This window comes from uncultured Jannaschia sp. (assembly GCF_947494055.1).
Taxonomy (GTDB): Bacteria; Pseudomonadota; Alphaproteobacteria; order Rhodobacterales; family Rhodobacteraceae; genus Jannaschia.
The window spans coordinates 39353-64387 of the sequence record NZ_CANLTR010000018.1 but is presented as its reverse complement, the minus strand read 5'-3'; the positions used below and the strand labels follow the sequence as shown (position 1 = coordinate 64387).

Annotated in this window: 23 protein-coding genes; 18 read left to right on the top strand and 5 right to left on the bottom strand. The window is 68.9% G+C overall.

What is annotated here, in order from left to right:
- Nucleotides 1–989: TRAP transporter large permease (locus tag Q1A87_RS14460; RefSeq protein ID WP_299652554.1), on the top strand; the 989-nt coding region annotated here is incomplete at its 5' end.
- Between the two features lie 178 nt (nt 990–1167).
- On the opposite strand, the gene rhaI is transcribed toward Q1A87_RS14460, so the two are convergent.
- Nucleotides 1168–2442, bottom strand: a complete 1275-nt coding sequence (gene rhaI / locus Q1A87_RS14455; protein WP_299652552.1) for an L-rhamnose catabolism isomerase — start codon at nt 2440–2442, stop codon at nt 1168–1170.
- A 24-nt stretch (nt 2443–2466) separates the two neighbouring features.
- Nucleotides 2467–4569, bottom strand: coding sequence for a bifunctional rhamnulose-1-phosphate aldolase/short-chain dehydrogenase (locus Q1A87_RS14450; RefSeq protein WP_299652550.1), 2103 nt, complete (start codon nt 4567–4569; stop codon nt 2467–2469).
- 171 nt (nt 4570–4740) lie between these two features.
- Between Q1A87_RS14450 and Q1A87_RS14445 the strand changes: the two genes are divergently transcribed.
- The 7 genes from Q1A87_RS14445 to Q1A87_RS14415 are packed head-to-tail and all read left to right on the top strand — an operon-like array spanning nt 4741 to nt 11805.
- A complete protein-coding gene (locus Q1A87_RS14445; protein WP_299652548.1) occupies nt 4741–5547 on the top strand; it encodes a DeoR/GlpR family DNA-binding transcription regulator in 807 nt (268 codons plus the stop codon).
- 42 nt (nt 5548–5589) lie between these two features.
- Complete coding sequence (rhaS, locus tag Q1A87_RS14440; RefSeq protein WP_299652546.1) at nt 5590–6585, top strand: rhamnose ABC transporter substrate-binding protein; 996 nt, start codon at nt 5590–5592, stop codon at nt 6583–6585.
- A gap of 58 nt (nt 6586–6643) precedes the next feature.
- Nucleotides 6644–8161: a sugar ABC transporter ATP-binding protein gene (locus Q1A87_RS14435; protein ID WP_299652560.1), complete on the top strand. Its 1518-nt coding sequence runs from the start codon at nt 6644–6646 to the stop codon at nt 8159–8161.
- The gene (locus Q1A87_RS14430) at nt 8158–9132 is read left to right on the top strand and encodes an ABC transporter permease (RefSeq protein ID WP_299652544.1); all 975 of its coding nucleotides are present in this window, start codon (nt 8158–8160) and stop codon (nt 9130–9132) included. Before Q1A87_RS14435 ends, Q1A87_RS14430 begins: the two co-directional genes overlap by 4 nt.
- Nucleotides 9129–10130: an ABC transporter permease gene (locus tag Q1A87_RS14425; RefSeq protein WP_299652542.1), complete on the top strand. Its 1002-nt coding sequence runs from the start codon at nt 9129–9131 to the stop codon at nt 10128–10130. Before Q1A87_RS14430 ends, Q1A87_RS14425 begins: the two co-directional genes overlap by 4 nt.
- The gene (gene rhaM, locus Q1A87_RS14420; protein WP_363323007.1) at nt 10127–10444 is read left to right on the top strand and encodes an L-rhamnose mutarotase; all 318 of its coding nucleotides are present in this window, start codon (nt 10127–10129) and stop codon (nt 10442–10444) included. Before Q1A87_RS14425 ends, rhaM begins: the two co-directional genes overlap by 4 nt.
- Nucleotides 10441–11805: an FGGY-family carbohydrate kinase gene (locus Q1A87_RS14415; protein WP_299652540.1), complete on the top strand. Its 1365-nt coding sequence runs from the start codon at nt 10441–10443 to the stop codon at nt 11803–11805. Before rhaM ends, Q1A87_RS14415 begins: the two co-directional genes overlap by 4 nt.
- A gap of 19 nt (nt 11806–11824) precedes the next feature.
- Here Q1A87_RS14415 and Q1A87_RS14410 read toward each other — a convergent pair whose 3' ends face one another.
- Complete coding sequence (locus Q1A87_RS14410) at nt 11825–13075, bottom strand: Gfo/Idh/MocA family oxidoreductase (RefSeq protein ID WP_299652538.1); 1251 nt, start codon at nt 13073–13075, stop codon at nt 11825–11827.
- 233 nt (nt 13076–13308) lie between these two features.
- Between Q1A87_RS14410 and Q1A87_RS14405 the strand changes: the two genes are divergently transcribed.
- From Q1A87_RS14405 to ugpC, 5 genes are all read left to right on the top strand, one after another.
- Nucleotides 13309–14595 (top strand): ABC transporter substrate-binding protein, encoded by a 1287-nt coding sequence (locus Q1A87_RS14405; RefSeq protein WP_299652536.1) that lies wholly within the window; start codon nt 13309–13311, stop codon nt 14593–14595.
- 34 nt (nt 14596–14629) lie between these two features.
- Nucleotides 14630–15586 carry a sugar ABC transporter permease gene (locus tag Q1A87_RS14400; RefSeq protein ID WP_299652534.1) on the top strand — a complete coding sequence of 319 codons (957 nt, stop codon included), beginning with the start codon at nt 14630–14632 and terminating at the stop codon, nt 15584–15586.
- The gene (locus tag Q1A87_RS14395; protein ID WP_299652532.1) at nt 15579–16454 is read left to right on the top strand and encodes a carbohydrate ABC transporter permease; all 876 of its coding nucleotides are present in this window, start codon (nt 15579–15581) and stop codon (nt 16452–16454) included. The genes Q1A87_RS14400 and Q1A87_RS14395 overlap by 8 nt, the downstream gene beginning before the upstream one ends.
- An 85-nt stretch (nt 16455–16539) precedes the next feature.
- Complete coding sequence (locus Q1A87_RS14390) at nt 16540–17622, top strand: Gfo/Idh/MocA family oxidoreductase (RefSeq protein WP_299652530.1); 1083 nt, start codon at nt 16540–16542, stop codon at nt 17620–17622.
- Nucleotides 17619–18704: a sn-glycerol-3-phosphate ABC transporter ATP-binding protein UgpC gene (ugpC, locus tag Q1A87_RS14385; protein WP_299652528.1), complete on the top strand. Its 1086-nt coding sequence runs from the start codon at nt 17619–17621 to the stop codon at nt 18702–18704. The genes Q1A87_RS14390 and ugpC overlap by 4 nt, the downstream gene beginning before the upstream one ends.
- A 197-nt stretch (nt 18705–18901) precedes the next feature.
- On the opposite strand, the gene Q1A87_RS14380 is transcribed toward ugpC, so the two are convergent.
- A complete protein-coding gene (locus tag Q1A87_RS14380; RefSeq protein WP_299652526.1) occupies nt 18902–19426 on the bottom strand; it encodes a cell wall hydrolase in 525 nt (174 codons plus the stop codon).
- Nucleotides 19427–19791: 365 nt separating this feature from the next.
- Here Q1A87_RS14380 and Q1A87_RS14375 point away from each other — a divergent pair, with 365 nt between their 5' ends.
- Both Q1A87_RS14375 and Q1A87_RS14370 read left to right on the top strand, forming a co-directional pair.
- Complete coding sequence (locus tag Q1A87_RS14375) at nt 19792–20490, top strand: cytochrome c oxidase assembly protein (RefSeq protein WP_299652524.1); 699 nt, start codon at nt 19792–19794, stop codon at nt 20488–20490.
- Complete coding sequence (locus Q1A87_RS14370) at nt 20487–20999, top strand: CopD family protein (protein WP_299652522.1); 513 nt, start codon at nt 20487–20489, stop codon at nt 20997–20999. The genes Q1A87_RS14375 and Q1A87_RS14370 overlap by 4 nt, the downstream gene beginning before the upstream one ends.
- Here the strand turns inward: Q1A87_RS14370 and Q1A87_RS14365 are convergent.
- Nucleotides 20966–21481 (bottom strand): DUF2231 domain-containing protein, encoded by a 516-nt coding sequence (locus Q1A87_RS14365; RefSeq protein ID WP_299652520.1) that lies wholly within the window; start codon nt 21479–21481, stop codon nt 20966–20968. The genes Q1A87_RS14370 and Q1A87_RS14365 overlap by 34 nt on opposite strands.
- A gap of 36 nt (nt 21482–21517) precedes the next feature.
- Between Q1A87_RS14365 and Q1A87_RS14360 the strand changes: the two genes are divergently transcribed.
- Genes Q1A87_RS14360 through Q1A87_RS14350 form a run of 3 tightly spaced genes read left to right on the top strand, consistent with a single transcriptional unit; the run spans nt 21518 to nt 24971 of the window.
- Nucleotides 21518–22165, top strand: a complete 648-nt coding sequence (locus Q1A87_RS14360; RefSeq protein WP_299652518.1) for a cytochrome B — start codon at nt 21518–21520, stop codon at nt 22163–22165.
- The gene (gene ctaD / locus Q1A87_RS14355) at nt 22162–24642 is read left to right on the top strand and encodes a cytochrome c oxidase subunit I (RefSeq protein ID WP_299652516.1); all 2481 of its coding nucleotides are present in this window, start codon (nt 22162–22164) and stop codon (nt 24640–24642) included. The genes Q1A87_RS14360 and ctaD overlap by 4 nt, the downstream gene beginning before the upstream one ends.
- Nucleotides 24639–24971 (top strand): hypothetical protein, encoded by a 333-nt coding sequence (locus Q1A87_RS14350; protein WP_299652514.1) that lies wholly within the window; start codon nt 24639–24641, stop codon nt 24969–24971. The genes ctaD and Q1A87_RS14350 overlap by 4 nt, the downstream gene beginning before the upstream one ends.
- Nucleotides 24972–25035 lie beyond the last annotated feature (64 nt).

Genomic DNA, 25035 nt, shown 5'->3' with positions numbered 1-25035 from the left:
GTTCGACGCCATCGGTGCGATCTGTGATCTCTACGACCCGCAGGAGTGCTGGAACTACTTCACTGCTGCCGGATACGCCTCGGGTTAATGCCGAAACGCTTTATGCCTGCGCTCTGGTCGCCGCGGGGGCCTGCACCGGCATCCTGATCCCGCCGTCGATCGCCTACATCATCATCGGCCTCGTGCTTGGCATCTCGGCCTCGACGCTGTTCCTCGCCGCGCTCGTGCCCGGCCTGCTGATCCTCGTCTCGATCCTCGTCACGAACACGGTCGTGAACCTGCGTTACGGATACGAAGGCGGCGGGGGCCTGAGCCTGCGCGACTGGTTCGCGCAGCTCGGCCGCGCCCTGCGGAGCGGCTGGTACGCCTTCATCGTGCCGGGCATCATCTTCTACGGCATCTTCTCGGGCCAGTTCACGCCCACCGAGGCGGGTGCGACCGCGGTGGTCGTCACCATCGCCATCGGCTTCGTCATCGGCACGCTTCGCCTGGCGGACTTCCCGCAGATGCTGGTCAGCTCGGCCAAGGTGAACGGCGTGATCCTCCCGATCATCGCCTTCTCGCTGCCGCTGGCGCAGGCGCTCGCGATCATGGGCGTGCCGCAGGGTTTCGTGACCTCGGTGACCTCGCTGACGGATCAGCCCTGGATCCTCATCCTGCTGATGATCGGCATCCTCGTCGCCGCCGGCTGCGTGATGGAGACCACGCCGAACATCGTCATCCTCGCGCCGATCCTGAAGCCGTTGGCGGACAATATCGGAATGAACGACATCCAGTTCTGTGTGATGATGATCACCGCGCTCGGGGTCGGCTTCATCACCCCGCCGCTCGGACTGAACCTTTTCGTGACGGCGGGAATCACGGGCGAATCGATCCTGCGCATCGCGTGGCGGGCGGTGCCCTTCGTGATCTTCATGCTGATCGTCACGTTGCTGATCGCCTACGTGCCGGCGATCTCGACCTCGCTCCTTCCCGAGATCTACAGATAGGCGTCGCTTCGAGGTTGCGGGGCGATCTGGAGGCGGCGGCGAACGCGCCGCCGGCACGCGCGGGCGATCGTGTCGATGCGGCGGACGTCGAGGGCCTGCGTATCGGCGCGTCGGAAAGTGCAGACAGGGAACCCGTCAATCTCACGCGACGCGGCTCGGGACGGCACTTCATTTCGGATCAGACGATCCCCCCGCCGGCCCCGCTCGCGACCGGGCGTGTTTCGGCCACCCGCGCGCGGTAGCCCGAGCGGCGGTAGGCCGCGATCGGGTCGATCGCCGCGCCGGCCTCCAGCCGCGCCATCGCGAGGATCGGGGAGACATCGGTGCGGAAGGCGCGCTTCAACGTCTCCGACGCCATCATCGCGTCGTTCGCCTCCTGATGGCCGGCCAGCGCCGTCCGGTCCACGAGAAGCGCCTGCGCGTAGGCGCGCTGCACCTCCATCGCGGAATTCATCAGGCTCTCGATCGGGTCGGTGACGTTGTGGCTCTGATCGAGCATGTGGGCGGGGTCGAAGCCGGGCGTGCCGGCCGCGTCGACGAGCTCGTTGAACACGAGGAACAACCGGTAGGGGTCGATGGCGCCGGTATCGAGGTCGTCGTCGCCGTACCTGCTGTCGTTGAAATGGAACCCGCCCAGCTTGCCGAAGCGGATGAGCCGGGCCACGATCATCTCGATGTTCACGTTCGGGGCATGGTGGCCCAGATCGACGAGGCAGAAGGCCCGCTCGCCCAGTTCCTGCGCGATCAGGTAGTTCGTGCCCCAATCCTGCACGATCGTCGAATAGAAGGCAGGCTCGTACATCTTGTGCTCGGTGAAGAGGCGCCAGTCCTCCGGCAACCCGGCATAGATTTCGCGCGCGCTGTCGAGGTAGCGGTCGAACTGCCGCGTGAAATGCGCCTGCCCCGGGAAGTTCGAGCCGTCCCCGACCCAGATCGTGAGCGCCCGCGAGCCGATCTGTCGCCCGATCTCGATGCAGCGCAGGTTGTGCTCCACCGCCTGCGCCCGGGTCCCCGCATCGGTGTGGCTGAGCGAGCCGAACTTGTAGCTGCGGCCCTGGCCCGGCTGGTCCTGGAACGTGTTGGAGTTCATCGCGTCGAAGCCCAGACCCACCTTCTCCGCCTTCGCGCGCAGGTCGGACGGATCGGCCTCGTCCCAGGGGATGTGCAGCGACACGCGGGGGGTCGCGCCGGTCAGGCGGTGGACCACGCCGCAATCGTCGAGCTTGTCGAAGATGGTCGCCGGCTCCCCCGGGCCGGGAAAGCGGGCGAAGCGGGTGCCGCCGGTGCCTACGCCCCAGGACGGGATCGCGACGCCGTAGGCCGCGACGCGGTCGCGGATGCCGTCGATCGCGATGCCCCGCCGGTCGAGCACCTCCCCGAGCGCGTCGTACTCGGCGCGGAGCGCCGCCTCCCCGTCCGCATTTGCCGCGGCGATCGTGTCGTCGTCGATCATGTCTGTCCCCCCTTCGGTCCGACCCTAGCGCGTGAAGGCCTGCACGTTGCCGGCATCGACGTTGACGATGTTGCCCGTCGATTTCGCGCTCTGGTCGGAGGCGAAGAAGTAGCACGCCGCGGCGATGTCCTCGGGCAGGACCGACCGCTTGAGCAGGCTGCGCTCGCGGTACATCTCCTCCAGCCCCTCCTTGTCCGTCCCGTAGGTCGAGGCGCGCTGGTCGAGCCATTCGCCCTGCCAGATCCGCGAGCCGCGCAGAACCGCGTCCGGGTTCACGACGTTGACCCGGATGCCCTCCGCCGCTCCTTCGAGCGCGAGGCAGCGGGCGAGGTGGATCTCCGAGGCCTTGGCCGTGCAATAGGCCGACGCCCCGGGCGAAGCGGCTAGGCCGTTCTTCGAGGCCACGAACACGATCGCCCCGCCGATCCCCTGCCGCTTGAGCATCCGGAACGCCTCGCGCGAGACGAGGAAGTACCCCGTCGACAGGATCGACATGTTCCGGTCCCAGAGCTCCAGCGTGGTGTCCTCGACCTTGGCCGAGGAGGCGATGCCGGCATTGGAGACGACGATGTCCACGCCGCCGAACTCGACGGCCATCGCGGCATAGGCGTCCGCCACCGCATCCTCGGAGGTGACGTTCATCTCCACCGAGCGGACCACGTCCCGCGAGTAGCGGCCCGCGAGGTTCGCCTCCGTCGCGGCAAGCGCGCCCGCGTCGATATCGGCCAGCACGACGCAGGCGCCTTCGGCGAGGTATTTCTCCGCCGTGGCCGCGCCGATGCCCCCTGCCCCGCCGGTGACGATCGCCACCCGGCCGGCCAGCGATTTCGGCGCGGGCATCCGCTGGAGCTTGGCCTCCTCGAGGAGCCAGTACTCGATGTCGAACGCTTCCTGTTCGGGCAGGCCCCGATAGGTGCTCACCGCGTCGGCGTTCCGCATCACGTTGATCGCGTTGACGTAGAACTCGCCCGAGATCCGCGCGGTCGCCTTGTCCCTGGCGAAGGTGATCATGCCGACGCCGGGCACCAGATAGACCACAGCGTTCGGGTCGCGCATGGCCGGGCTGTCGTCGTGGCGGCAGCGTTCGTAATAGGCGGCGTAGTCGTCGCGGTAGGCCTCCACCATGCCGCGCAGCCCGTCGAGCGTGGCCTCGACATCGGGGTTCGCCGGGTCGAAGCCGACGACGAGCGGCCGGATCTTGGTGCGCAGGAAATGGTCCGGGCAGGACGTGCCGAGCGCGGCGAGGCGTTCCATGTCGCGTCCGCCGACGAATTCGAGCACCGCGTCCCGATCGTCGAAATGCCCGACCTTGTGGCTCTCGCCGGAGATCATGCCACGGATCGCCGGCATCAGCGCGGCGGCGATGCGACGGCGCTCGTCCTCGGGCAACGCGGCCTTGACCTCGCCGCCGAAGGCCGGGACGTCCGCCGTGCGGCCCTCGAACCATTCGATCGCCCGGTTGACGATCCGCAGCGTCAGTTCGTAGCAGTCCCGCGCGTCGTCGGCCCAGGTGAAGAGGCCGTGGCTCTCCAGCACGACGCCCTTCGCCTCGGGGTTCTCGCGGCAGAACGCCTCGAGCCAGAGGCCCAGCTCGTAGCCCGGCCGCTTCCACGGCAGCCAGCCGATCTCGTCGCCGTAGATTTCCTTCGTCAGCGCCTCGGAGTTCTCGGCGGCGGCGATGGCGATGACCGCGTCGGGATGGACGTGATCGACATGCGTGTGCGGGACGTAGGCATGGAGCGGCGTGTCGATGGAGGCGGCGCGCGTGTTCAGGTTGAACGTGCAATGCGGCAGGTAGCCGACCATCTCGTCCTCGAACGCGACGCCGCGGTAGAGATCCTTCAGCGCCGCGAGCTTCGACATGTAGAGCGTCGCGAACCCGTCGAGCTGGATCGAGCCGATATCGCCGCCCGATCCCTTCACCCAGAGCACCTCGACCGGCTCGCCGGTCAGCGAGTCGGTTTCGGTGACCTTGGCGGACGTGTTGCCGCCGCCGTAATTCGTGACCCGCTTGTCCGAGCCGAGGAGGTTCGAACGGTAGAGCAGCAGTTCAGGCTCGCTCATCCCGGAAGCCGTCGCGCCGTCCCACATGTCGGCGATCCGGCCGCCATTCGCATCCTTCGGCATCGTGTCTCCCCCGCCTCGATCTGCGCGCAACCTCTTCGCGCGGGCACGTCGTGTCAATCGCTTTCGATCATCAACGATCATTCTGCACCGCAGAAACGATTGCTTGTGACGAAACATGATTGACAATGATCCGTTCGCACGGGAACCTCGCCGTAACCGGGGAGGTCGGGGATGATCGAGAGCGAGCGCCACAGGACGATCCTGTCCGCCGTCCAGGCGCGCCCCGTGGCGACCGTGGCCGAGCTCGTCGAACTGACCGACGCGTCGGAGGCGACGGTGCGCCGGGACATCGCCACGCTCCACATGCAGAAGAAGGTGCGCCGGGTCCGCGGCGGGGTGGAATCGCTGGCGCCGCCGCAATTCGTGGGCCTCGCGGGACGCCCCTTCGAGATGAACGCCACCCGGCAGATCGCCGAGAAGCGGGCCATCGCGCAGGCGGCGGTCGAGCTCTGCGCCGACGGCGACGCGATCATCATCAACGGCGGGACGACCACGTTCCAGATGGTGCATCCGCTCGCCAACCGGCGCTGCCTCGTCTTCACCAATTCCTTCCCGATCGCCGAGCATCTGCTCAAGCAGTCGAAGAACACCGTCATGCTCGCCGGCGGGACCATCTACCGCGAGCAGAACATCGTGCTCTCCCCCTTCGAGAACGACGTGACGAAGAACTTCGCCGCGCGCCGCATGTTCCTTGGCGCGCAAGGCGTGTCGCGGCTCGGCGTGATGGAAGGGGACCCGCTCATCATCCAGGCCGAGACCAAACTCATCGGGCAGGCCGACGAGGTCGTGCTGATGGTCGACTCGACCAAGTTCCGGCACCGGTCCAGCCTGATCCTGTGCTCGCTCGACCGGATCGACACGCTGATCACCGACGACCGCATCACCGACGCAGACGCCGCGATGGTCGAGGCCGCGGGGCCGCGCCTCGTCGTGGCGAGCCCCCGGCGTGGCCGGGCCGAGATGCCCGCCACGGGTTGAGGGGCAACCCGACGCACAACGTTCATTCAGGGAGGAAACGACATGAGCATCACCAGACGCATCGCCATCGCCACGGGCCTCGTGGCAGGGCTGTGGTCCACCACCGCCCTCGCGCAGGACAACATGCGCATCGCGCTCGTCGCCAAGTCGCTCGGCAACGGCTTCTTCGAGGCCGCCGCGCGCGGCGCCGAGGAGGCCGCCGAGGAGCTGGGCGGCGTCGAGATCATCTATACCGGCCCGACCTCCACCACGGCGGAGGGCCAGATCGAGGTCATCAACAGCCTGATCGCGCAGCGGGTCGACGCCATCGCCATCTCCGCCAACGATCCCGACGCGGTCGTCCCGGCGCTGGAGCGCGCCATGCAGCGCGGCATCACCGTCATCTCCTGGGATTCCGGCGTCGCGCCCGAGGGCCGCGAGATGCACCTCGCCCCCTCCTCCGACGAGCTGATCGGCCAGACGATCATCAAGCTCGCCGCCGACCAGCTGCCCGAGGGCGGCAAGGTCGCAGTGCTCTCGGCCACCTCCACCTCCACCAACCAGAACGTCTGGATCGAGGAGATGAAGCAGGTCATGGGCGACTACCCGGACATCGAGGTGGTGGCGACGGTCTACGGCGACGACCTCGCCGACAAGTCCTATCGGGAGACGCAGGGCCTGCTGCAATCCTACCCCGATCTCGACGCCATCATCGCGCCGACCTCCGTCGGCATCGTCGCCGCCGCGCAGGCGGTGCAGGACGCGGGCAAGGTCGGCGAGGTGAACGTCACCGGCCTCGGCCTGCCGTCCGAGATGGCGGGCGCCATCGAGTCGGGCGCGTCCAAGTCCTTCGCGATCTGGAACCCGGTAGATCTGGGCTACGCGACCGCGATGATCGCCCACGCGCTCGCCACCGACGCGGCGACGGCGGAGCCCGGCGCGGAGATCTCGATGGGCCGGATGGGCACCGCCACGCTCGACGACGACAACCAGGCCGCGATGAGCGAGCCCTTCACCTACGACGCCTCGAACATCGACGAGTTCAAGAGCGTCTTCTGAGGCCGGACGCGGACCCGGTCCGCAAGGGTCGGGTCCGCATGACCGGAGGGTCTTCGTGATGAAGGATACAGGGACCGACGCCGATCCGGTGCTGCGGCTCGACGGGATACGCAAGACGTTTCCGGGTGTGGTCGCGCTCGCGAACGTGGATCTCGCGCTCTATCCCGGCCAGGTCACGGCGCTGGTGGGCGAGAACGGGGCGGGCAAGTCCACGCTCGTCAAGGTGCTGACCGGCATCTACCAGCCGGACGCCGGCACGATCCGCGTGGACGGGACCGAGACGCGCTTTCCCTCGGCCGGCGCGGCGACGGCGGCGGGGATCACCGCGATCCATCAGGAGACGGTGCTCTTCGACGAGCTGACCGTGGCGGAGAACATCTTCCTCGGCCACGCCCCGCGCGGGCGCTTCGGCCTCGTGGACTGGGCGCGGATGCGGGAGGAGGCCGCGGCCATCCTGAAGCGCATCGGCGCGCGGATCGACCCGCGCACGCCGCTGCGCGATCTCGGCATCGCGTCCAAGCACCTCGTCGCCATCGCCCGCGCGCTCTCGGTCGAAGCACGCGTCGTGGTCATGGACGAGCCGACGGCCTCGCTTTCCCAGACCGAGATCGAAGAGCTCTACGAGCTTGTCGAGCGGCTGAAGTCCGAGGGCCAGGCGATCCTCTTCATCAGCCACAAGTTCGACGAGATCTTCCGCATCGCCGACCGCTATACCGTCTTCCGCGACGGCGAGATGGTCGATGCGGGCCGGATCGCCGACGTGACCGAGGACCAGTTGGTCGAGCGGATGGTCGGCCGCTCGATGGACGCGATCTTTCCGGCCCGCACGGCGACACCCGGCGACGAGGTTCTGCGCGTCGAGGGCATGAGCCACCTGACCGAGTTCGCCGACATCTCCTTCACCCTGCGCCGGGGCGAGATCCTGGGCTTCTACGGCCTCGTCGGCGCGGGCCGGTCCGAGTTCATGCAGGCGCTGTTCGGCGTGACCCGTCCCTCGGCGGGCACGGTGACGCTCGACGGCCGCCCGCTCGCGATCCGCTCGCCCGCCGACGCCATCGCGAGCGGCATCGTCTACGTGCCGGAGGACCGGGGGCGGCAAGGTGCGATCACCGCGCTGCCGATCTTCCAGAACGTCACCCTGCCCTCGCTGTCGCAGACATCCCGGCACGGTTTCGTGCGCATGGCCGAGGAGTTCCGCCTCGCCCGCCGCTACACCGAGCGGCTCGACCTGCGCGCCGCGGCGCTCGATCAGGAGGTGGGCACGCTCTCGGGCGGCAACCAGCAGAAGGTCGTGATCGCCAAGTGGCTGGCCACGAAGCCCGCGGTCATCATCCTCGACGAGCCGACGAAGGGGATCGACGTGGGCTCCAAGGCCGCCGTCCACGAATTCATGGCCGAGCTCGCCGCCGAGGGCCTGTCGGTCGTCATGGTCAGCTCCGAGATCCCCGAGATCCTCGGCATGTCCGACCGCGTCATCGTGATGCGCGACGGCCGCATCGCCGCCCGCTACGACCGCGCAGGGCTGACGCCAGAGGCGCTGGTCCGGGCGGCGGCGGGCTACGAGGCCGCCGCATGATCGGGTCGTTTGTCCGCTCCCGCGAGGCGATCCTGCTCGCCGCGCTGGTCGCGCTCGTCCTGCTCGTGGAGACGCGCTTCGCGGGCTTCGCCGCGCCCGGCAACCTTACCCGGATCCTCAACGACACCTCGATCCTGATCATCCTCGCGCTCGGGCAGATGCTGGTGATCCTGACGCGCTGCATCGACCTCTCGCTCGCCTCGAACCTCGCGCTCACGGGCATGGTCACGGCGATGCTCAACGCCGCCATGCCGGGCCTGCCGGTCGGTCTCCTCCTCGCCATCGCCATCGCCCTCGGCCTCCTGTTGGGCGCGTTCAACGGGCTTCTCGTCTGGAAGCTGGAGATCCCCTCCATCGTCGTCACGCTGGGCACGCTGACGATCTACCGGGGCGTGATCTTCCTCGTCTCCGGCGGCGCCTGGGTGAACAGCCACGAGATGAGCGCGGCCTACAAGGCGTTGCCGCGCACGGAACTTCTCGGCCTGCCGCTTCTCGGCTGGACCGGCGTCGCCATCGTCGCGGCCTTCGCCGTGGGCGTGAACCGCACCGCGCTCGGCCGGGCCTTCTACGCCGTCGGCGGCAATCCGGGCGCGGCAATCTATACCGGCATCGACGTCGGCCGGACGCGGTTCTGGGCCTTCGTCATCTCCGGCGGGCTGGCCGGGCTGTGCGGCTATCTCTGGGTCTCGCGCTACGCGGTGGCCTACACGGACGTCGCCGGCGGGTTCGAGCTCGACATCGTCGCGGCCTGCGTGATCGGCGGGATCTCGATCGCCGGGGGCCTTGGCACGGTCACGGGCGCGGTGCTGGGCGCGCTGTTCCTCGGCACGATCAAGAACGCGCTGCCGGTCGCCGGCATCTCGCCCTTCTGGCAGATGGCGATCTCGGGCGCCGCGATCATCGTCGCCGTCGGCTTCAACGCCCGCCGCCAGCCCGGCCGCGTGATCCTGAAGCCGGAGGCCACGCGATGAGCCTGACCGCCGAGGCCCGCCACCTGCCCGATCGCGGTTCGCGGCGGGGCGCGCGCGTGCTGCGGAGCTGGGAGCTGCTTCTCGGCGTGATCGCGGTGCTGATCTTCGTCGCCAACACGCAGGCCAGCCCCTACTTCCTCGACCCCTGGAACCTCTCGGACGCGACCTTCAACATTACCGAGAAGGCGATGATCGCCTTCGCCATGGCGCTCCTCATCGTCGCGGGGGAGATCGACCTGAGCGTCGCGGGGATCATCGCGCTGGCCTCCACCGCGATGGGCTGGGCGCTGCAATTCGACGTCGGCGCGGTGGGTCTCGTCGCGATCGGCCTCGGCGTGGGCCTCGTCTGCGGGCTCTTCAACGGGCTTCTCGTCACCCGGCTGGGCCTGCCCTCCATCGTCGTCACCATCGGCACGATGAGCCTGTTCCGGGGGATCAGCTACATCGTGCTGGGCGATCAGGCGTTCAACGGCTACCCGTCGGACTTCGCATGGTTCGGGCGCGGCTACGTGTTCTGGGTGATCTCCTTCGAGCTCGTACTCTTCGCGGCTCTGGCCGGGATCTATGCAATCGTGCTGCACACGACCAATTTCGGTCGGCAAATCTACGCCATCGGCAACAACCCGACGGCGGCGACCTTCTCGGGCATCCGCGTCGCGCGGGTGAAGATGATCCTCTTCGTGCTGACCGGCGTGATGTCGGGGGTCGCGGCGATCTGCCTGACCGCGCGGCTGGGCTCCACCCGCCCCTCCATCGCCTTCGCCTGGGAACTGGAGGTCGTCACGATGGTCGTGCTCGGCGGCGTGTCGATCCTGGGCGGCGCGGGCTCGATCCTCGGCGTGGTGCTGGCGGCGCTCATCATCGGGATGGCGACCTTCGGGCTGGGGCTCCTCAACGTGCCGGGGATCGTCATGTCGATCTTCACCGGCGCGCTCCTCATCGCGGTGATCGCGCTGCCGCGCCTCTACCGCCTGATCCGCACCGGGAGGGCCGCGTGAGCGAGAAACATGCCTTCGCGATGAAGCTCCTGCCGGGGCAGGAGGCCGAGTACAGACGCCGCCACGACGCGATCTGGCCGGAACTCGCGGCGCTGCTGCACGAGGCGGGGGTCAGCGATTATTCGATCCATCTCGACCGGGGGACCTCGACCCTCTTCGCGGTGCTCTGGCGGCGCGACGATCACGGCATGGACGCGCTGCCGGACCATCCGGTGATGCGGCGCTGGTGGGACCACATGGCCGACATCATGGAGACGAACCCCGACGCTTCCCCCGTCGTCCGCGATCTCGAGACGGTGTTCCACCTGGAATGACCGCGCCACGCCACATCGCCGTCATCGACATCGGCAAGACCAACGCGAAGCTCGCTCTGGTCGAGGCCGGGAACCTGACCGAGATCGACGTGCGAACCCGCCCCAACACGGTCCGCCCCGGCCCGCCCTGGCCGCATTTCGACCTCGACGGGCACTGGAATTTCCTGCTCGATGGCCTTGCCGGGATGCAGGCCGCCCACGGGATCGACGCGATCTCGGTGACGACCCACGGCGCGGCGGCGGTGCTCCTCGATGCGGAGGGCGGGCTCGCGGCGCCGATGCTGGACTACGAGCACGACGGACCCGGGGCCAGCGCCGCCGCCTACGACGCGATCCGCCCGCCCTTCGCGGAGACCGGCTCCCCGCGCCTGCCGAACGGGCTCAATCTCGGGGCGCAGCTGCACTGGATGCTGACCGAGGATGCTTCGGTCGCGGCGCGCGTCGCCCATGTCGTGACCTATCCGCAATACTGGGGCTTCCGCCTGACCGGCGCGCGCGCCACGGATGTCAGCTCGCTCGGCTGCCACACCGATCTCTGGAACCCGTGGGCGGGCCGGTTCTCGTCCCTGCCGGCGCGGCTCGGCCTCGCCGACAGGTTCGCGCCGGCGCGGCATTCCTCGGACGTCCTCGGCACCGTCTCGGCGAAGGTCGCGGCGCGGACCGGGCTCGGGCGCGACACGCCCGTCGCCTGCGGCATCCACGACAGCAACGCCTCCCTCTACCCGCATCTCCTCGGGCGGGACGCGCCCTTCGCGATCGTCTCGACCGGCACCTGGGTCGTCGTCATGGCGGTCGGCGGGCGCCCGGTGGACCTCGACCCGGCGCGCGACACGCTGGTCAACGTCTCCGCCCGGGGCGAGCCCGTCCCCTCCGCGCGCTTCATGGGCGGACGCGAATACGAGCGTCTGCGCGGGGACGGGACGGCGCCCACGCCGCAGGATCGCGCGGCGGTCCTTTCCGGCCTCCATTGCCTGCCCGCCGTCGAGCGGGGCACCGGACCTTTCCCCGCGCGGCACGGGGGCTTCACCGCCGAGCCTCCGACCGAGGGCGCGCGGACGCTCGCCCTCGCCTGGTATCTCGCGTTGATGACCGATACCTGCCTCACGCTCGCCGGCGCGGCGGGACCGGTCGTCGTCGAGGGACCCTTCGCGCGGAACGCCGATTATCTCGACATGCTCGCCGCCCTGCACGACCGGGTGGAGGCGTCCGGCTCGGCCACCGGCACTTCGGCGGGGGCCGCGATGCTGGTCGCGTCGGCGCCTCGCGTCGCAGCCGGCCCCGCAATCACCTGTTCGGACCGGCGCGCCCTGCGGGCCTATGCCGAACGATGGCGTGCCCGGGTGGAGGGGCGGGATGGCTGACCACCCTGCCCCCCGCGCTTCAGCTCAGCGGCGTCCGCGGCCCGAGATTGTCCGGCGCGATCTCGTCGATCCGGACCTCGCGCTTCTCGTCGCTGCTTCGCAACGCGGCGACCCCGGTCAGCACCGACATCGCCCCGGCGCGGGAGCCCGCGCGTTGCCGCAGCGGATCGTTGCCCTTGCGGAAGATCATGTCGCGCATCCGGTTGTCGCCGCCGTAATGGCCGCCCGGCTCGTGCGGGACCTCGATCGTCTCGGCCTCGTTCGGGAAGGACCGGATGAGCCTGATCTCGTCGGAGGGCGGGGAATCCCAGGGCTGCTTCTCGAACTGTCGCAGCTCGATCCGCCCGTCGGTACCGTTGAAGGCGATGTGGTGCCCCTCGACCGGCATGTAGGTGTGCAGCGAGTAGGAGACGAGCGTCCGGTTGTCGAAGCGGATCGAGGCCACCATCGTGTCGGGGATGTCGATCTCCGCCCGGTAGACGCAGGCATCGCGGAAGTAGCCGTCCTCCGCCGCCGGGTCGCCGTAGAGCGGCCACAGGAACGGGTCGGCCTCCATGTCGAAGTAGTACCGGCATTCGGAGGCATGGGGACAACCGTGGCAGCGGTCCGACCGGAACGGCCCGTTCGCGCCGTAGTTTCGCAGCTCCCCGAAGGCCAGGACGGTCTCCGGGTCGGCGTCGAGGAACCAGTTCAGCAGGTCGAAATGGTGCGTCGCCTTGTGCACGAAGAGCGAGCCGGAATTCTCCCGGAAACCGTGCCAGCGGCGGAAGTAGTCGGCGCCGTGCTTGTTGTCGAGATACCAGTGGAAGTCGACCGAGGTGACGGTGCCGATCGCGCCCTCGTCCAGCAATTCCTTGATGCGGCCGTTGGTGGGCGAGAAGCGGTAGTTGAAGGACACGTCGACCTTGCGCCCCGTCCGCGCCTCCGCCTCGCGGATGCGGTGGATCTTGTCCGGCGTCGTCGTCATCGGCTTCTCGGTGATGACGTCGGCGCCGGCTTCCAGCGCGGCGACCACGATGTCGTCGTGGTTGTCGTCGCGGGTGCAGACGATGACGAGGTCGGGCTTCGTCTCCGCGAGGCAGGCGGCGAGATCGCTCCAGATCGGCGCGGCGGAGCCGATCATCTCGCGGGCCCGCTCCGCCCGCATCCGGTTCAGGTCGCAGATCGCGACGAGCTCGAGAACGTCGCCCCAGCCCTCGAGCAGGTCGCCGCCCCACATCGTCGTGCCCCGATTGCCGACGCCCACCAGTACGTATCGTGTCTTCGCCATCCCCGTTCCTCCCGTGTCGCGAAATCGGATCGTCGAGGCATTCATAATCGCTCCGTTCAGCAAATTACCAGAGTTTCCTACCAATCGGTAACATACGGCTTGATTCGTGGCGCGGAGCCTGCTTGGATGGGGTCGCGGGGTCGGGGACGGCACTCGCGTCGCGGGGGAGGAACCGCGAGCTGACACCAACCGGCCGCGCCGAATGGCGGGCCGTCAAATGGGAGGAACCACGCGTGTCATACACGAAGCCGGACCGCCGGGCGCTGCTTGCCGGAACCGCCGCGCTGACCCTGTCGAGCCTCGTCGCGCCGACGATCGCCGCCGCTCAGGAAGATGCGAACCTGCGCCTGTTCTGGTGGGGGTCGACCCCGCGGGCCGAGCGGACCTACGCCGTTGCCGACCAGTACATGGCCGAGAACCCGAACGTCACCATCGAGGGCGAGACGGTCGGATGGGCGGATTACTGGACCCGTCTCGCCACGCAGGTCGCAGGCCGCAACGCGCCCGACGTCATCCAGATGGATTACCGCTACATCTTCGAATACGCCCGCCGCGGCGCGCTCGCGGATCTGAGCGAATACCGCAACGACGCGCTACCCCTCGAAGGGTTCGAGGAGGCCAGCCTGCAGGGCGGCATGGTCGATGACGGGCTCTACGGCGTGAGCCTCGGCGCGAACTCCTCCGCCACGATGATCGACGCCGACGCGTTCGAGGCCGCGGGCCTCGAAGTGCCGACCGGGGCGATGACCTACGATGCGATGGCCGACGCGGTGATGCAGGTCGTCGAGGCGACCGATTACGAATACGGCATGCACGACGCCTCCGGCCACGAGCCGCAGCTCGAGAACTGGCTGCGTCAGCGCGGCACGCCGCTCTATACCGACGACGGGGAGCTCGGCTTCACCGTCGAGGACGCGACCGAATGGTTCGAGATGTGGGCCGACCTGCGCGAGCGGGGCGTGACCGTACCGCCCGACCAGCAGGCGCTCTACCAGCGCTCCATCGAGACGTCCGCGGTCACGCTGGGCCAGGCCCCGGTCAGCTTCGCCCATTCCAACCAGCTGACCGGCTACCGGGAGCTGAACGACTCGACGATCACCATGATCCCGCTGCCGCTGATCGAGGAGGGCGCGACGGGCGGGCATTACCGCAAGCCGTCGCAGCTTTTCTCGGTCTCCTCGAGCGCCGAGAACCCGGAGGCCGCCGCGGCCTTCATCGACTATTTCGTGACCAACCCCGAAGCGGTCGAGGTCCTCGAGGTCGAGCGCGGCGTGCCGGAATCGACCGTCGCGCGCGAAGAGCTTGCGCCCAAGCTCAACGAGGCGGACCAGGCGCAGCTCGAATACATCGAGAACCTCGGCGATCTGGCCGGGCCGCTGCCGCCGCCGCCGCCGGCCGGCGCGGGCGAGGTCGAGGCGCTCCTGATCCGCGTGAGCGAGCAGGTCGCCTTCGGTCAGCAGACCCCGGCGGAAGGCGCCGAGCAGCTGGTGAGCGAAGCCCAGTCGATCCTGTCGCGCTGATCTCCGCGCCGGCCCCGAGCAGAGGAGCGATCCCATGCCACAGACCTCGGACGTCATGTCCGGGCTCGGCCCCGTGCCCAATGTCCGCCCGACGCTGCGACAGCGGCTCGTGCGCGGCATCGGGCCGGCGGGCGCGGCCTACGTATTCCTGTTTCCGTGGCTCGCGGGCTTCCTCGTCCTCACGCTGGGGCCGGCGCTCTATTCGCTCTACCTGAGCTTCACCGATTACGACCTGATCGGCGCCCCGCGCTGGACGGGTCTCGACAACTACACCCGGATCGCGACCAACGACCCCAAATTCGCGGCCTCGGTCCGGGTGACGCTGACCTTCGTGCTGCTGTCGGTGCCGCTGAAGCTCGCCTTCGCGCTCGGCATCGCGGTCATGCTGAACCGCGGGCTGAAGGGCCTGACGCTCTACCGCGCGATCTTCTACCTGCCCTCGCTTCTGGGCACCTCGGTCGCCATCGCGATCCTGTGGCGGCAGCTCTTTTCGGGCGACGGGCTGGTGAACGGCATTCTGGGGCAGTTCGGCATCGACGGGCCGTCCTGGATCTCGACGCCCGACACGGCGCTCTACACGCTCGTCATCCTGGCGATCTGGCAGTTCGGCAGCCCGATGATCATCTTCCTCGCCGGCCTGCGCCAGATCCCGGGCGACATCTACGAGGCGGCGGAGATGGACGGCGCCTCCAAGGTCCGGCAGTTCTGGCGCATCACGTTGCCGCTCCTGACGCCGGTGATCTTCTTCAACGCGGTCGTGCAGACGATCGAGGCGTTCAAGGCCTTCACCCCCGCCTTCATCATCTCCGGCGGCACCGGCGGGCCGATCGATGCGACGCTGTTCTACACGCTCTATCTCTATCAGGAGGCGTTCGGATACTTCCGGATGGGCTATGCCTCGGCGCTGGCCTGGATCCTGCTCGTCATCATCGCCTTCTTCACCGCCTTCTCGTTCCTGACCGCTCGGTATTGGGTGCATTACGATGACTGACGCCGCGCTCACGCCCATGGAGGAGCCCCGAGCGCCCGGACGGCCGGTCTGGCAATCGGTGCTCATCCACCTCGTCCTCGTCGGCATCTCGTTCCTGATGCTCTATCCGATCCTGTGGATGCTCTCGGCCTCGTTCCGCCCGTCGCAGGAGATCTTCAACTCCACCTCGCTCCTGCCCTCGCAGGTCCGCATCGAGGCCTATCCCGAGGGCTGGTTCGCGCTCCGCGTCTCCTTCGGACAGTTCTTCTGGAACAGCCTCGTCATCTCGATCCTGTCGGTCGTGGGCAACGTGATCGCCTGCTCGCTCGCGGCCTTCGCCTTCGCACGGCTCGCCTTCCCGATGCGGAACTTCTGGTTCGCGCTGATGCTGGGCACGCTGATGCTGCCCTACCACGTCACGCTGATCCCCCAATACGTGCTGTTCCTGAACATGGGCTGGGTGAACACCATCCTGCCGCTCGTGGTGCCGAAGTTCCTCGCCACGGACGCGTTCTTCATCTTCCTGATGGTGCAGTTCTTCCGCGGCATCCCGCGCGAGCTCGACGAGGCGGCGCGCATGGATGGCTGCTCGCCGTTCCGCATCTACTGGAAGATCATCCTGCCGCTCTCCATGCCGGTTCTGGCGACGGCGGCGATCTTCACCTTCCTGTGGACCTGGGACGACTTCTTCGGACCGCTCATCTATCTTAACGAGATGAGCCAGTACACGGTGCAGCTGGGCCTTCGCAGCTTCATCGACTCGACGGGCACCTCGAACTGGTCGGCGCTGTTCGCGATGTCGATCCTGTCGCTGCTGCCGGTCTTCCTGTTCTTCGTCTTCTTCCAGCGCCTGCTGATCGAGGGCATCGCGACGACGGGGATGAAATGACCGGTCGCGGAGAGACCGCCCCGGGGGCGGCCATCAACAACAAGCAACCTGCGCGCGACGCGCGGGAAATCGCGGAGTTCCGGGCATGAGCACCTATCGCGTCGCAACCATCGGCCTCGGCGTGGGCCGCGGCCATATCGACGAGGCATGGGCCGCGCTGCCCGACCAGTTCGAGCTCGCCGCCGTCTGCGACCTCGACGACACGCGGCTCGACGCCGCCCGCGCGGCCTACGGGGTGGAGGGGACGAAGGATTTCGACGCCCTTCTCGCGCGCGACGACATCGACATCGTCGACATCTGCACGCCGCCGGCGCTGCACCTGCCGCAGGTGCTGGCCGCACTGGACGCGGGCAAGCACGTCATCTGCGAGAAGCCGCTCGCCGGCTCGCTCCGCGACATCGACGCGATGGCGGAGGCGGAGGCGCGGTCGCCCGGCCACCTGATGCCGATCTTCCAGTACCGCTACGGCGCCGGCGCGATGACCGCGCGGGCCATCGTGGATGCGGGCCTCGCCGGCAAGCCGCTCGCCGCGACGGCGGAAACCTTCTGGTTCCGCGACGCCGACTACTACGCGATTCCCTGGCGGGGAACGTGGAAGACCGAACTCGGCGGCACGATGACCACGCATGCCATCCACATCCACGACATGATGACCTGGCTGATGGGGCCGGTGGAAGCGGTGTTCGGGCGTCTGACGACCCGCGCCCACGACATCGAGACCGAGGACACGGCCACCGCCTCGCTGCGTTTCGCCTCCGGCGCGCTCGGCGCGCTCACCGCGAACGTGGCGAGCCAGGACGAGTATTCCCGCCTGTTCCTCGCCTTCGAGAACGTCACCTTCGAATCCACGCGGGAGCCCTACGCGGTCGGCAAGGGGCCCTGGAAGATGACCATCCGCGACCCGGAGATCCGGGCGAAGATCGGCGCGCTCGTCGCGTCGCTGCCCGATCCCGGCAACCGCTTCACCGGCCAGATGCGCGCCTTCCACCACGCGCTCGAGACCGGCGCGCCGCCGCCCGTCTCGGTCGCGGATGCGCGCGACGCCATCGCGCTGCTGACCGCCTTCTACATGTCGGCCGAGACGGGCCGCGAGGTCACCCTGCCCCTGCCCGACGCCGATCCGGGCCGGGCGGGCTGGCCGCAACAGGCGCGAGGGAATGCGGCATGAGTCAGGCAACGTCCATCGCACTGCAGAACTTCGTCAAGCGCTACGGGGCGGCCGAGGTCATCCACGGCATCGACCTGCAGATCGAACCCGGCGAGTTCGTGGTCTTCGTCGGCCCCTCCGGCTGCGGCAAGTCCACGCTCCTGCGGATGATCGCGGGGCTGGAACCGATCTCGGGCGGCGACCTCCTCCTCGACGGGCGGCGCGTGAACGACGTCGCCGCCTCCGAGCGCGGCATGGCGATGGTGTTCCAGTCCTACGCGCTCTACCCGCACATGTCGGTCTACAAGAACCTCGCCTTCGGGCTGGAGACGGCCGGCGCCGCGAAGGATACGATCCGCCGGAAGGTCGAGCACGCGGCGAACATCCTGCAGATCACCCCGCTCCTCGACCGCAAGCCGAAGCAGCTCTCGGGCGGCCAGCGACAGCGCGTGGCGATCGGGCGGGCCATCGTGCGTGAGCCCAAGGTGTTCCTGTTCGACGAGCCGCTCTCGAACCTCGACGCGGAGCTGCGGGTGCAGATGCGGGTCGAGATCGCGGAGCTGCACCGCGACCTCGGCAACACGATGATCTACGTCACCCACGATCAGGTCGAGGCGATGACGATGGCCGACAAGATCGTGGTGCTGAAGGACGGCCACATCATGCAGGTCGGCGCGCCGCTCGACCTCTACAACAGGCCGGCCAACCGCTTCGTCGCGGGCTTCATCGGCTCGCCGCACATGAACTTCCTGACCGCGCGGGTCACGGGCCGGGACGGCGATCGTCCGATCCTGGACATCGACGGCCAGACGGTGACGCTCCCCCGGCCCGTGCCCGGTCTGACCGAGGGGTCGACCACGACGATCGGCCTGCGCCCCGAGCACATGCGCCTCGACCCGCGGCCGGGGATGCAGACGATGACCGATATCCACACGAACCTGCAGGAAAGCCTCGGGGGCCAGACCCTCGTCTACGCGCAGACGCCGGGAAAGCAGCGCCTCATCATCGCCGTCAACGGGCAGCACGACGTGCCCCGCGAAATCGAAATCTGGTTCGACCCCGCGAATATCCACGTCTTCGCCGAGGACGGCCGAACGCTCTGACCACGCCGCGACGTCGGAACGGAAGCGACCTGCAGACCGCCGACGCCGAGCCTGAGAGCGGAGCAGACCAAGGCGCCCGTTGCGGGCGCTACCGGATGTAAGAACCTACGCCATCGGAACAGCCGGCGCGGACGGACGGTCGGGTCGCAACGTCCGCGCTGCAAACCGCCCTGCATTCGGGTCGAAGACCCGGAAACTCAGCGGTAGAAGATGTTGCCGCCGATCTCCACGGTCCGGTCCAGCGTTTCGAACCAGTCCACGGCCGCAGCATCCTCGGCCCGGAAGTAGAGCGCGCCGTCGGTCGGGTCCGTGACCTGCCCCTCGAGCACCGTCTCGGCCGCACGGAACGCCCTGTCGCGTTCCTCGGGATCGGCCATCCGCTCGGGCTTCCCGTCGCACTGATAGGAGAACTGGCAACCGTCTCCCACCACGGCACAGACGCTTTGCGGAAACTCGTCGTGCTCCCGACGATTGAGCACGACATGCGCGACCGCCTGGCCAGCCTTGAGCGACGTGCCCTGGGTCTCGAAATAGACGGCCTCTGCGAGACAGGCCCGCGCCCCCGGAAGATATGGCGGCTGATCCGCCGCCGCCGCCGCGACGTACCCGGACAACATTGGCGTCGACGTGCCAGCAGGCGCCGTCGCATGGTTCAGCGCCCAGATGGCGAGGCTTGCCAGCGAAGCGCAGGCTGCGATCGGGAGGAGCCGGATCAGACGCATGACAGGCTCGGGGTGCGTGAAATATTCATGAGGGACAGATTCGCAGTATCTCGCGCCGCTGTCCATGTCGAAGTCGCCGACCCGGCATTCGGCCCGGCGAACTCGTCCGCGCGCTGTTCCGCCCCCGACACGTCCTGCAACGGCGTCCGGATGCACGAGACCGAAGAGAAGAGGGCCCGGTCTGGCGGGGCCGTCCACCCCTCGCGCGGCCGGGAAGCGTGGGGTTCCAAGCCTGTCGGGCGTCGAATTGGGCCGTCGGAAGGCCGCGACGCTTCATTTCATGCCCCGATCGCAAAGAATGGAATGGACCTCGCGGCGGGATCGGTGCCTTCTCATACAGCCCCCGAGTGTACGACGGACACGTTATGAACCAAATCTATTGCGGCGCAGCGCCGGTGCCGGCGGAGCTCTGGACGCGCTGGAACCTCGACCCCGTCCTGCTCGCCGCCCTCGCGCTTCTTCTGGTGGCCGTTCGCCGGTCGGTTTCGGGGCGCCTGGCCGTGGCCGTTCTTTTCGTCGCCTTCGTCTCGCCGCTCTGCGCGCTGTCCTCGGCGCTCTTCTCCGCCCGGGTGGTGCATCACGTCCTGCTCGTGGCCGTCGCCGCACCGCTCCTCGCCCGGACCACGGGGCCGCGGGCGACGGGCGCCCCCGCATTGGCCCTCGCCGTGTCGAGCGGCGCGCTCTGGGCCTGGCACTGGCCCGCCGCCTACGACCTCGCGCTCTCGCATGTGGGCATCTACTGGCTGATGCAGCTGACGCTTCTGGGCACCGCGATCTGGTTCTGGCGCGCCGTCCTCGCATCCGGGCGTGCCCCGGTGGAGGCGATGACGCTGATCGTGGCGGGCTTCGCGCAGATGGGGATGCTCGGCGCGATCCTGACCTTCGCGCCCCGGCCGCTCTACGAGGCGCATCTGCTCGCTCCCTTCGCCTGGGGCCTCACCCCGCTGGGCGATCAGCAGCTCGGCGGGCTCCTGATGTGGGTCCCGGCGGGCCTGCCCTACGCGGTCGTGGCGTTCCTCGTGGCGCGGCGCGGCTGGACCGCGCTCCGGCAGGCGCCGGCATGATCGAGACGCTCTCCGTCCTCGTGCCGCATCTGAAGGCGCTGCACATCACCGCCTTGTCCCTCTGGTGCGCGGCGCTGATCGCGCTGCCGCTGATGCTGGCGCTGCACGACCCGGCCATCGCGCAGGCGGATTACACGCGCGTCCGCCGCTCGACCCATCTCACCTTCACGCTCCTGATGACGCCCGCGGCCGTGATCGCCGTCATCTCGGGCACCTGGCTCATCTTCCTGCGCGAGGTGTTCGTGCCGTGGCTGTTCCTCAAGCTCGTCTTCGTCGGGGCGATGGTCGCGTTCCATGCCTGGCTCGGCAACATCCTGGTCCGCGTGGCCGAGACGTCCGGCACTCATCGCCCGCCGAACCCGTTGCCGCTGACGTTCGGGGTGATGGTCCCGATCCTCGCGGTGATCGGCCTCGTCACGGCGAAACCGGATTTCGGGCAGGTCCGCTTCCCCGGCTGGCTGACGACCCCGATGGATCAGTCGCTGCCCTTCGAAGTTCCCAGCCGATAGTCGAAGACGAGCTTGCCGCCATGCCATCCGGTGACCGCCACCACGAGCACGCAGACGCTCGACAGGAGCAGCCCGTAGGGCAGCACCGCCGTCTCGTAGCCGTAGAGCCGATAGCCCCAGTTCGTGCCCAGAAGCGCCAGCAGCAGGACCGCGATGATGAAATGCGTCCAGGCCGCCGCGCGGGCCCGGATGCCCGACACGAACAGAAGCTCCATCGTCCCGGAGAAGCCGGCCAGCATCCCGAACAGGAACCCCGTCCCCGCCGCCCAGATGCCGGCCCGCGCCCAGAACGCATCGCCCGTCCACCAGTAGAGCAGGTCCGCCCCGAAGGTGCAGAAGGTCAGCGCGACCGGGAAGGAGACGGTCATCGCGTGGATCGGATGTCCGTGGATGGAGATCTTCGACTCGGTCTGATCCCAGCCGGGATGGCTGGTGATCGGGTCGATCAGCGTCTCGTCGGCGTTCTGGACCTGCTCGGGCATGGGCGGCGTCTCCTGCGCGGATGCGTCTTCGGATCAATGCCGGTCGCACTGGCGGGTTGCAACGACGCGCTTTCCGTCGTCGCTCCGGCGGGGCCCGCCGCGCAGACGATCGCGACGCTCTGGTGGGTGATGCTGGCGGGGTCGGGGCTGATCTGCGTTCTCGTGGCGGGGCTCCTCTGGGCCGCCTTCCGCCCGCGCGGCGCGACCGACGAGGCGCGGCAGGAGCGGCTGTGGATCCACGGGCTCGGCCTCGCCTTCCCGCTCTCGATCCTGGCTGCGCTGCTGGCCTACGGGCTCTGGGTGGGCGAGCGTCTGCTGCCGCGGGCCGGCGCGGACGTCGTGCGCGTCTCGGCCGCGGGCGAACGGTGGAGCTGGTCCTTCGGCTACGCGGATGCCGACGGTCGCGTGACCGAGGGCGTGCTGCACATCCCCGCCGGCCGGCCGGTGGACGTGGCCGTGACCACGCGCGACGTGATCCACAGCTTCTGGGTGCCACGGCTCGCCGGCAAGCTCGACGCGATCCCGGGTCATGTGAACGTGCTCCGGCTGGAGGCCGACCGCCCGGGCGTCTATGCCGGCCTGAGCGCCGAATACAGCGGCGTGGGCTATGCCGGTCACCGCTTCGAGGTCCACGCCCACGACGCGGCGGCCTGGGACGCCTTTCTGCGCGGGGAGCGCCCATGAACACGCTCGCACGCCACCGCCGACTGACGCGGATCTGGGCCTCCGATCCGGGCTGGCGCGGCTGGTTCACGACGGTGAACCACACCGATCTGGGCCGGATGTTCCTGTGCACCGCGTTCTTCCACTTCGCCGTAGGTGGCGTGCTCGCCATGCTCATCCGGGCGCAGCTCGCCACCGCGAACTCGGCCTTCGTGGGCGCGGAGACCTACAGCCAGCTCTTCACGATGCACGGAACGATCATGATGTTCCTGTTCGCGATCCCCGCCTTCGAGGGGCTCGCGGTCTATCTGCTGCCCAAGCTGCTCGGGACCCGCGACCTCGCCTTCCCGCGCCTCACCGCCTACGGCTACTGGTGCTACGCGTTCGGCGGGTCGATGATGCTGGTCTCGCTCCTCTTCGGGATCGCGCCGAACAGCGGGTGGTTCATGTATCCGCCCCTGTCGAGCGTCATCTATTCGCCGGGGATCAACACCGATTTCTGGCTCATCGGCATCACCTTCGTGGAGATCTCGGCCATCGCGGCGGCGGTCGAGTTCACCGTCTCGATCCTGCGCTACCGCGCGCCGGGCATGTCGCTCGACAAGATGCCGATCTTCGCATGGTACGCGCTCGTCACCTCGCTGATGATCCTGACCGGGTTCCCGCCGCTCATCCTCGGCTCGATCCTGCTCGAGCTCGAGCGCGCCTTCGGCATGCCGTTCTTCCAGGTGGCGCTCGGCGGCGACGCGCTCCTCTGGCAGCACCTGTTCTGGCTCTTCGGCCATCCCGAGGTCTACATCATCTTCCTGCCGGCGGCGGGTATCGTTTCGACGGTGCTGCCGGTCATGGCCCGCACCACGCTTCTGGGCTACGGCTGGGTGGTCGCCGCGGCCGTGGCGCTCGCGTTCCTGAGCTTCGGCCTCTGGGTCCACCACATGTTCACCACCGGCATCCCGCATATGGGGCTGGCCTTCTTCTCGGCGGCCTCGACGCTGGTGGCGGTGCCGACGGCGGTGCAGATCTTCGCCTGGATCGGGACGCTCTGGAAGGGCCGGCCCGAGCTCCGCCTGCCGATGCTGCACATCCTGGGCTTCTTCGCGACCTTCGTGATGGGCGGGCTGACCGGCGTCATGGTCGCCGTCGTGCCCTTCGACTGGCAGGCCCACGACACCGCCTTCGTCACCGCGCACCTGCACTACGTGCTGTTCGGCGGCTTCGTCTTTCCGGTCCTGGCCGGCATCTATTACTGGCTGCCGCATTTCAGCGGGCGGCGGCGCTTCTTCAAGCTGGGCGAGGTCGCGTTCGGCCTGATCTTCGTGGGCTTCCACGGCACCTTCCTCGCGATGCACTGGGTCGGCCTGATGGGCCAGCGCCGCCGGATCGAGACCTACGACGCGGAGACCGGGTGGAGCGCGATCAACCTCGTCTCCACGATCAGCGGCTTCGTCATGGCGATCGGTCTGGTGCTGGTGCTGATCGACGTCGTGCTGCACGCGGCCATCGCGATCCGCACGTCCCGCAACCCCTGGCGGGCCGGCACGCTCGAATGGGCGATGCTCCTGCCCGCCCCGGCCTACAACTTCGCCAGCCTGCCCCGCGTCGGGGACCGCGACCCGCTGTCGACGGACCCGGATCTCGCCCTGCGGCTGGCGCGCGGCGAGGGCTATCTCGGATCGCCCGCGCAGGACCGGCGCGAGACGCTGACCGTCGACATCGCCAGCGGCCGGCCCGACTACATGGTGATCTTCCCGCCGAACACCGCGCTGCCCGTCGTCATGGCGGCGGTGACGGGGCTCTTCTTCCTGTCGCTCCTCGTCAAGGTCTACTGGATCACGCCGCTGGCACTCGCCGGCGTCGCGGCGCTCGCCTGTCTCTGGGTCTGGCAACTCGGCACGCGCGCGGATGCCGGCCCGCAGGAGGCCGGGCACGGCCTCTCCCTGCCCCTCGCCGGCGAGACCGACCGCTCGCCCGGCTGGTGGGGCTCGGTCTTCCTGCTCACGGCGAACGCGACCCTCTACGGCTCGCTCCTCTTCGGCTACGCGTTCCTGTGGACCGTCGCGCCGGGATGGCCGCCCCCGGCCTGGCTTCCCGCCTCCCTGGCGGAGCTCGCCCTCGGCACGGGCGGCGCGGCGGTCGCGGCGACCGGGCTGCGCGTGGCGATCCGCGGCAATCGCGGCGGCCGGCCCCTGCCGGGCCTCCTCCTCGCCGCCGCGGGAACGCTGGCCCTGCTCGGCGCGCTCGTCGCGTTCCTCTGGCGCGTCCCGGCGCCGGCCGGCCACGCCTACGACGCCACGCTCACGGTGATGGGCGGCTACGCGCTGTTCCATGCGGCGCTGCTGGCGCTGATGGTCGGCCTGCTCGCGATGCGGGTGCGGGCCGGCCACACCTCGCCCGCGCGGCGCGCCGAGTTCGGGATCGTCCGCCTCTGGGCCGATTACGCGGCGCTCGTCGCGGTGGCGAGCCTCGTCCTCGCGCATCTTCCCGGGCTGCTGGCATGATCGACGTCCTGCGCATCCTCGCGGCCCCGCTCCTCTGGCTCGCCGCGTTCAGCGCGATCTACGGACTGCAGGGCCTCGGCTGCGCGCAGGGATGGGACGCCACGGCGGGCGGCCCGTCCCCGCTGCGCGTCCTGCTGATCGGCGGCTGGGGCCTGACGATCCTGCTGCAGGCCGCGCTCCTGTGGACGCTCCGCACGGACCGCTTCGGCGCGTCCGCGCCCTTCGTGCGGCGGGTGAGCGTCTTGGGCGGGTGGACCGGTCTGGTCGCGTCGCTCTGGTCGCTCCTGCCGGTCGCGACGACGACGCTCTGTGCGGCGGAGATCGTTTGAACCATCGCCGGTCTTCCGGCCCGGAGGCATGACGCGGCCCTCCGGCGGCCCCGGGTGACGCCCC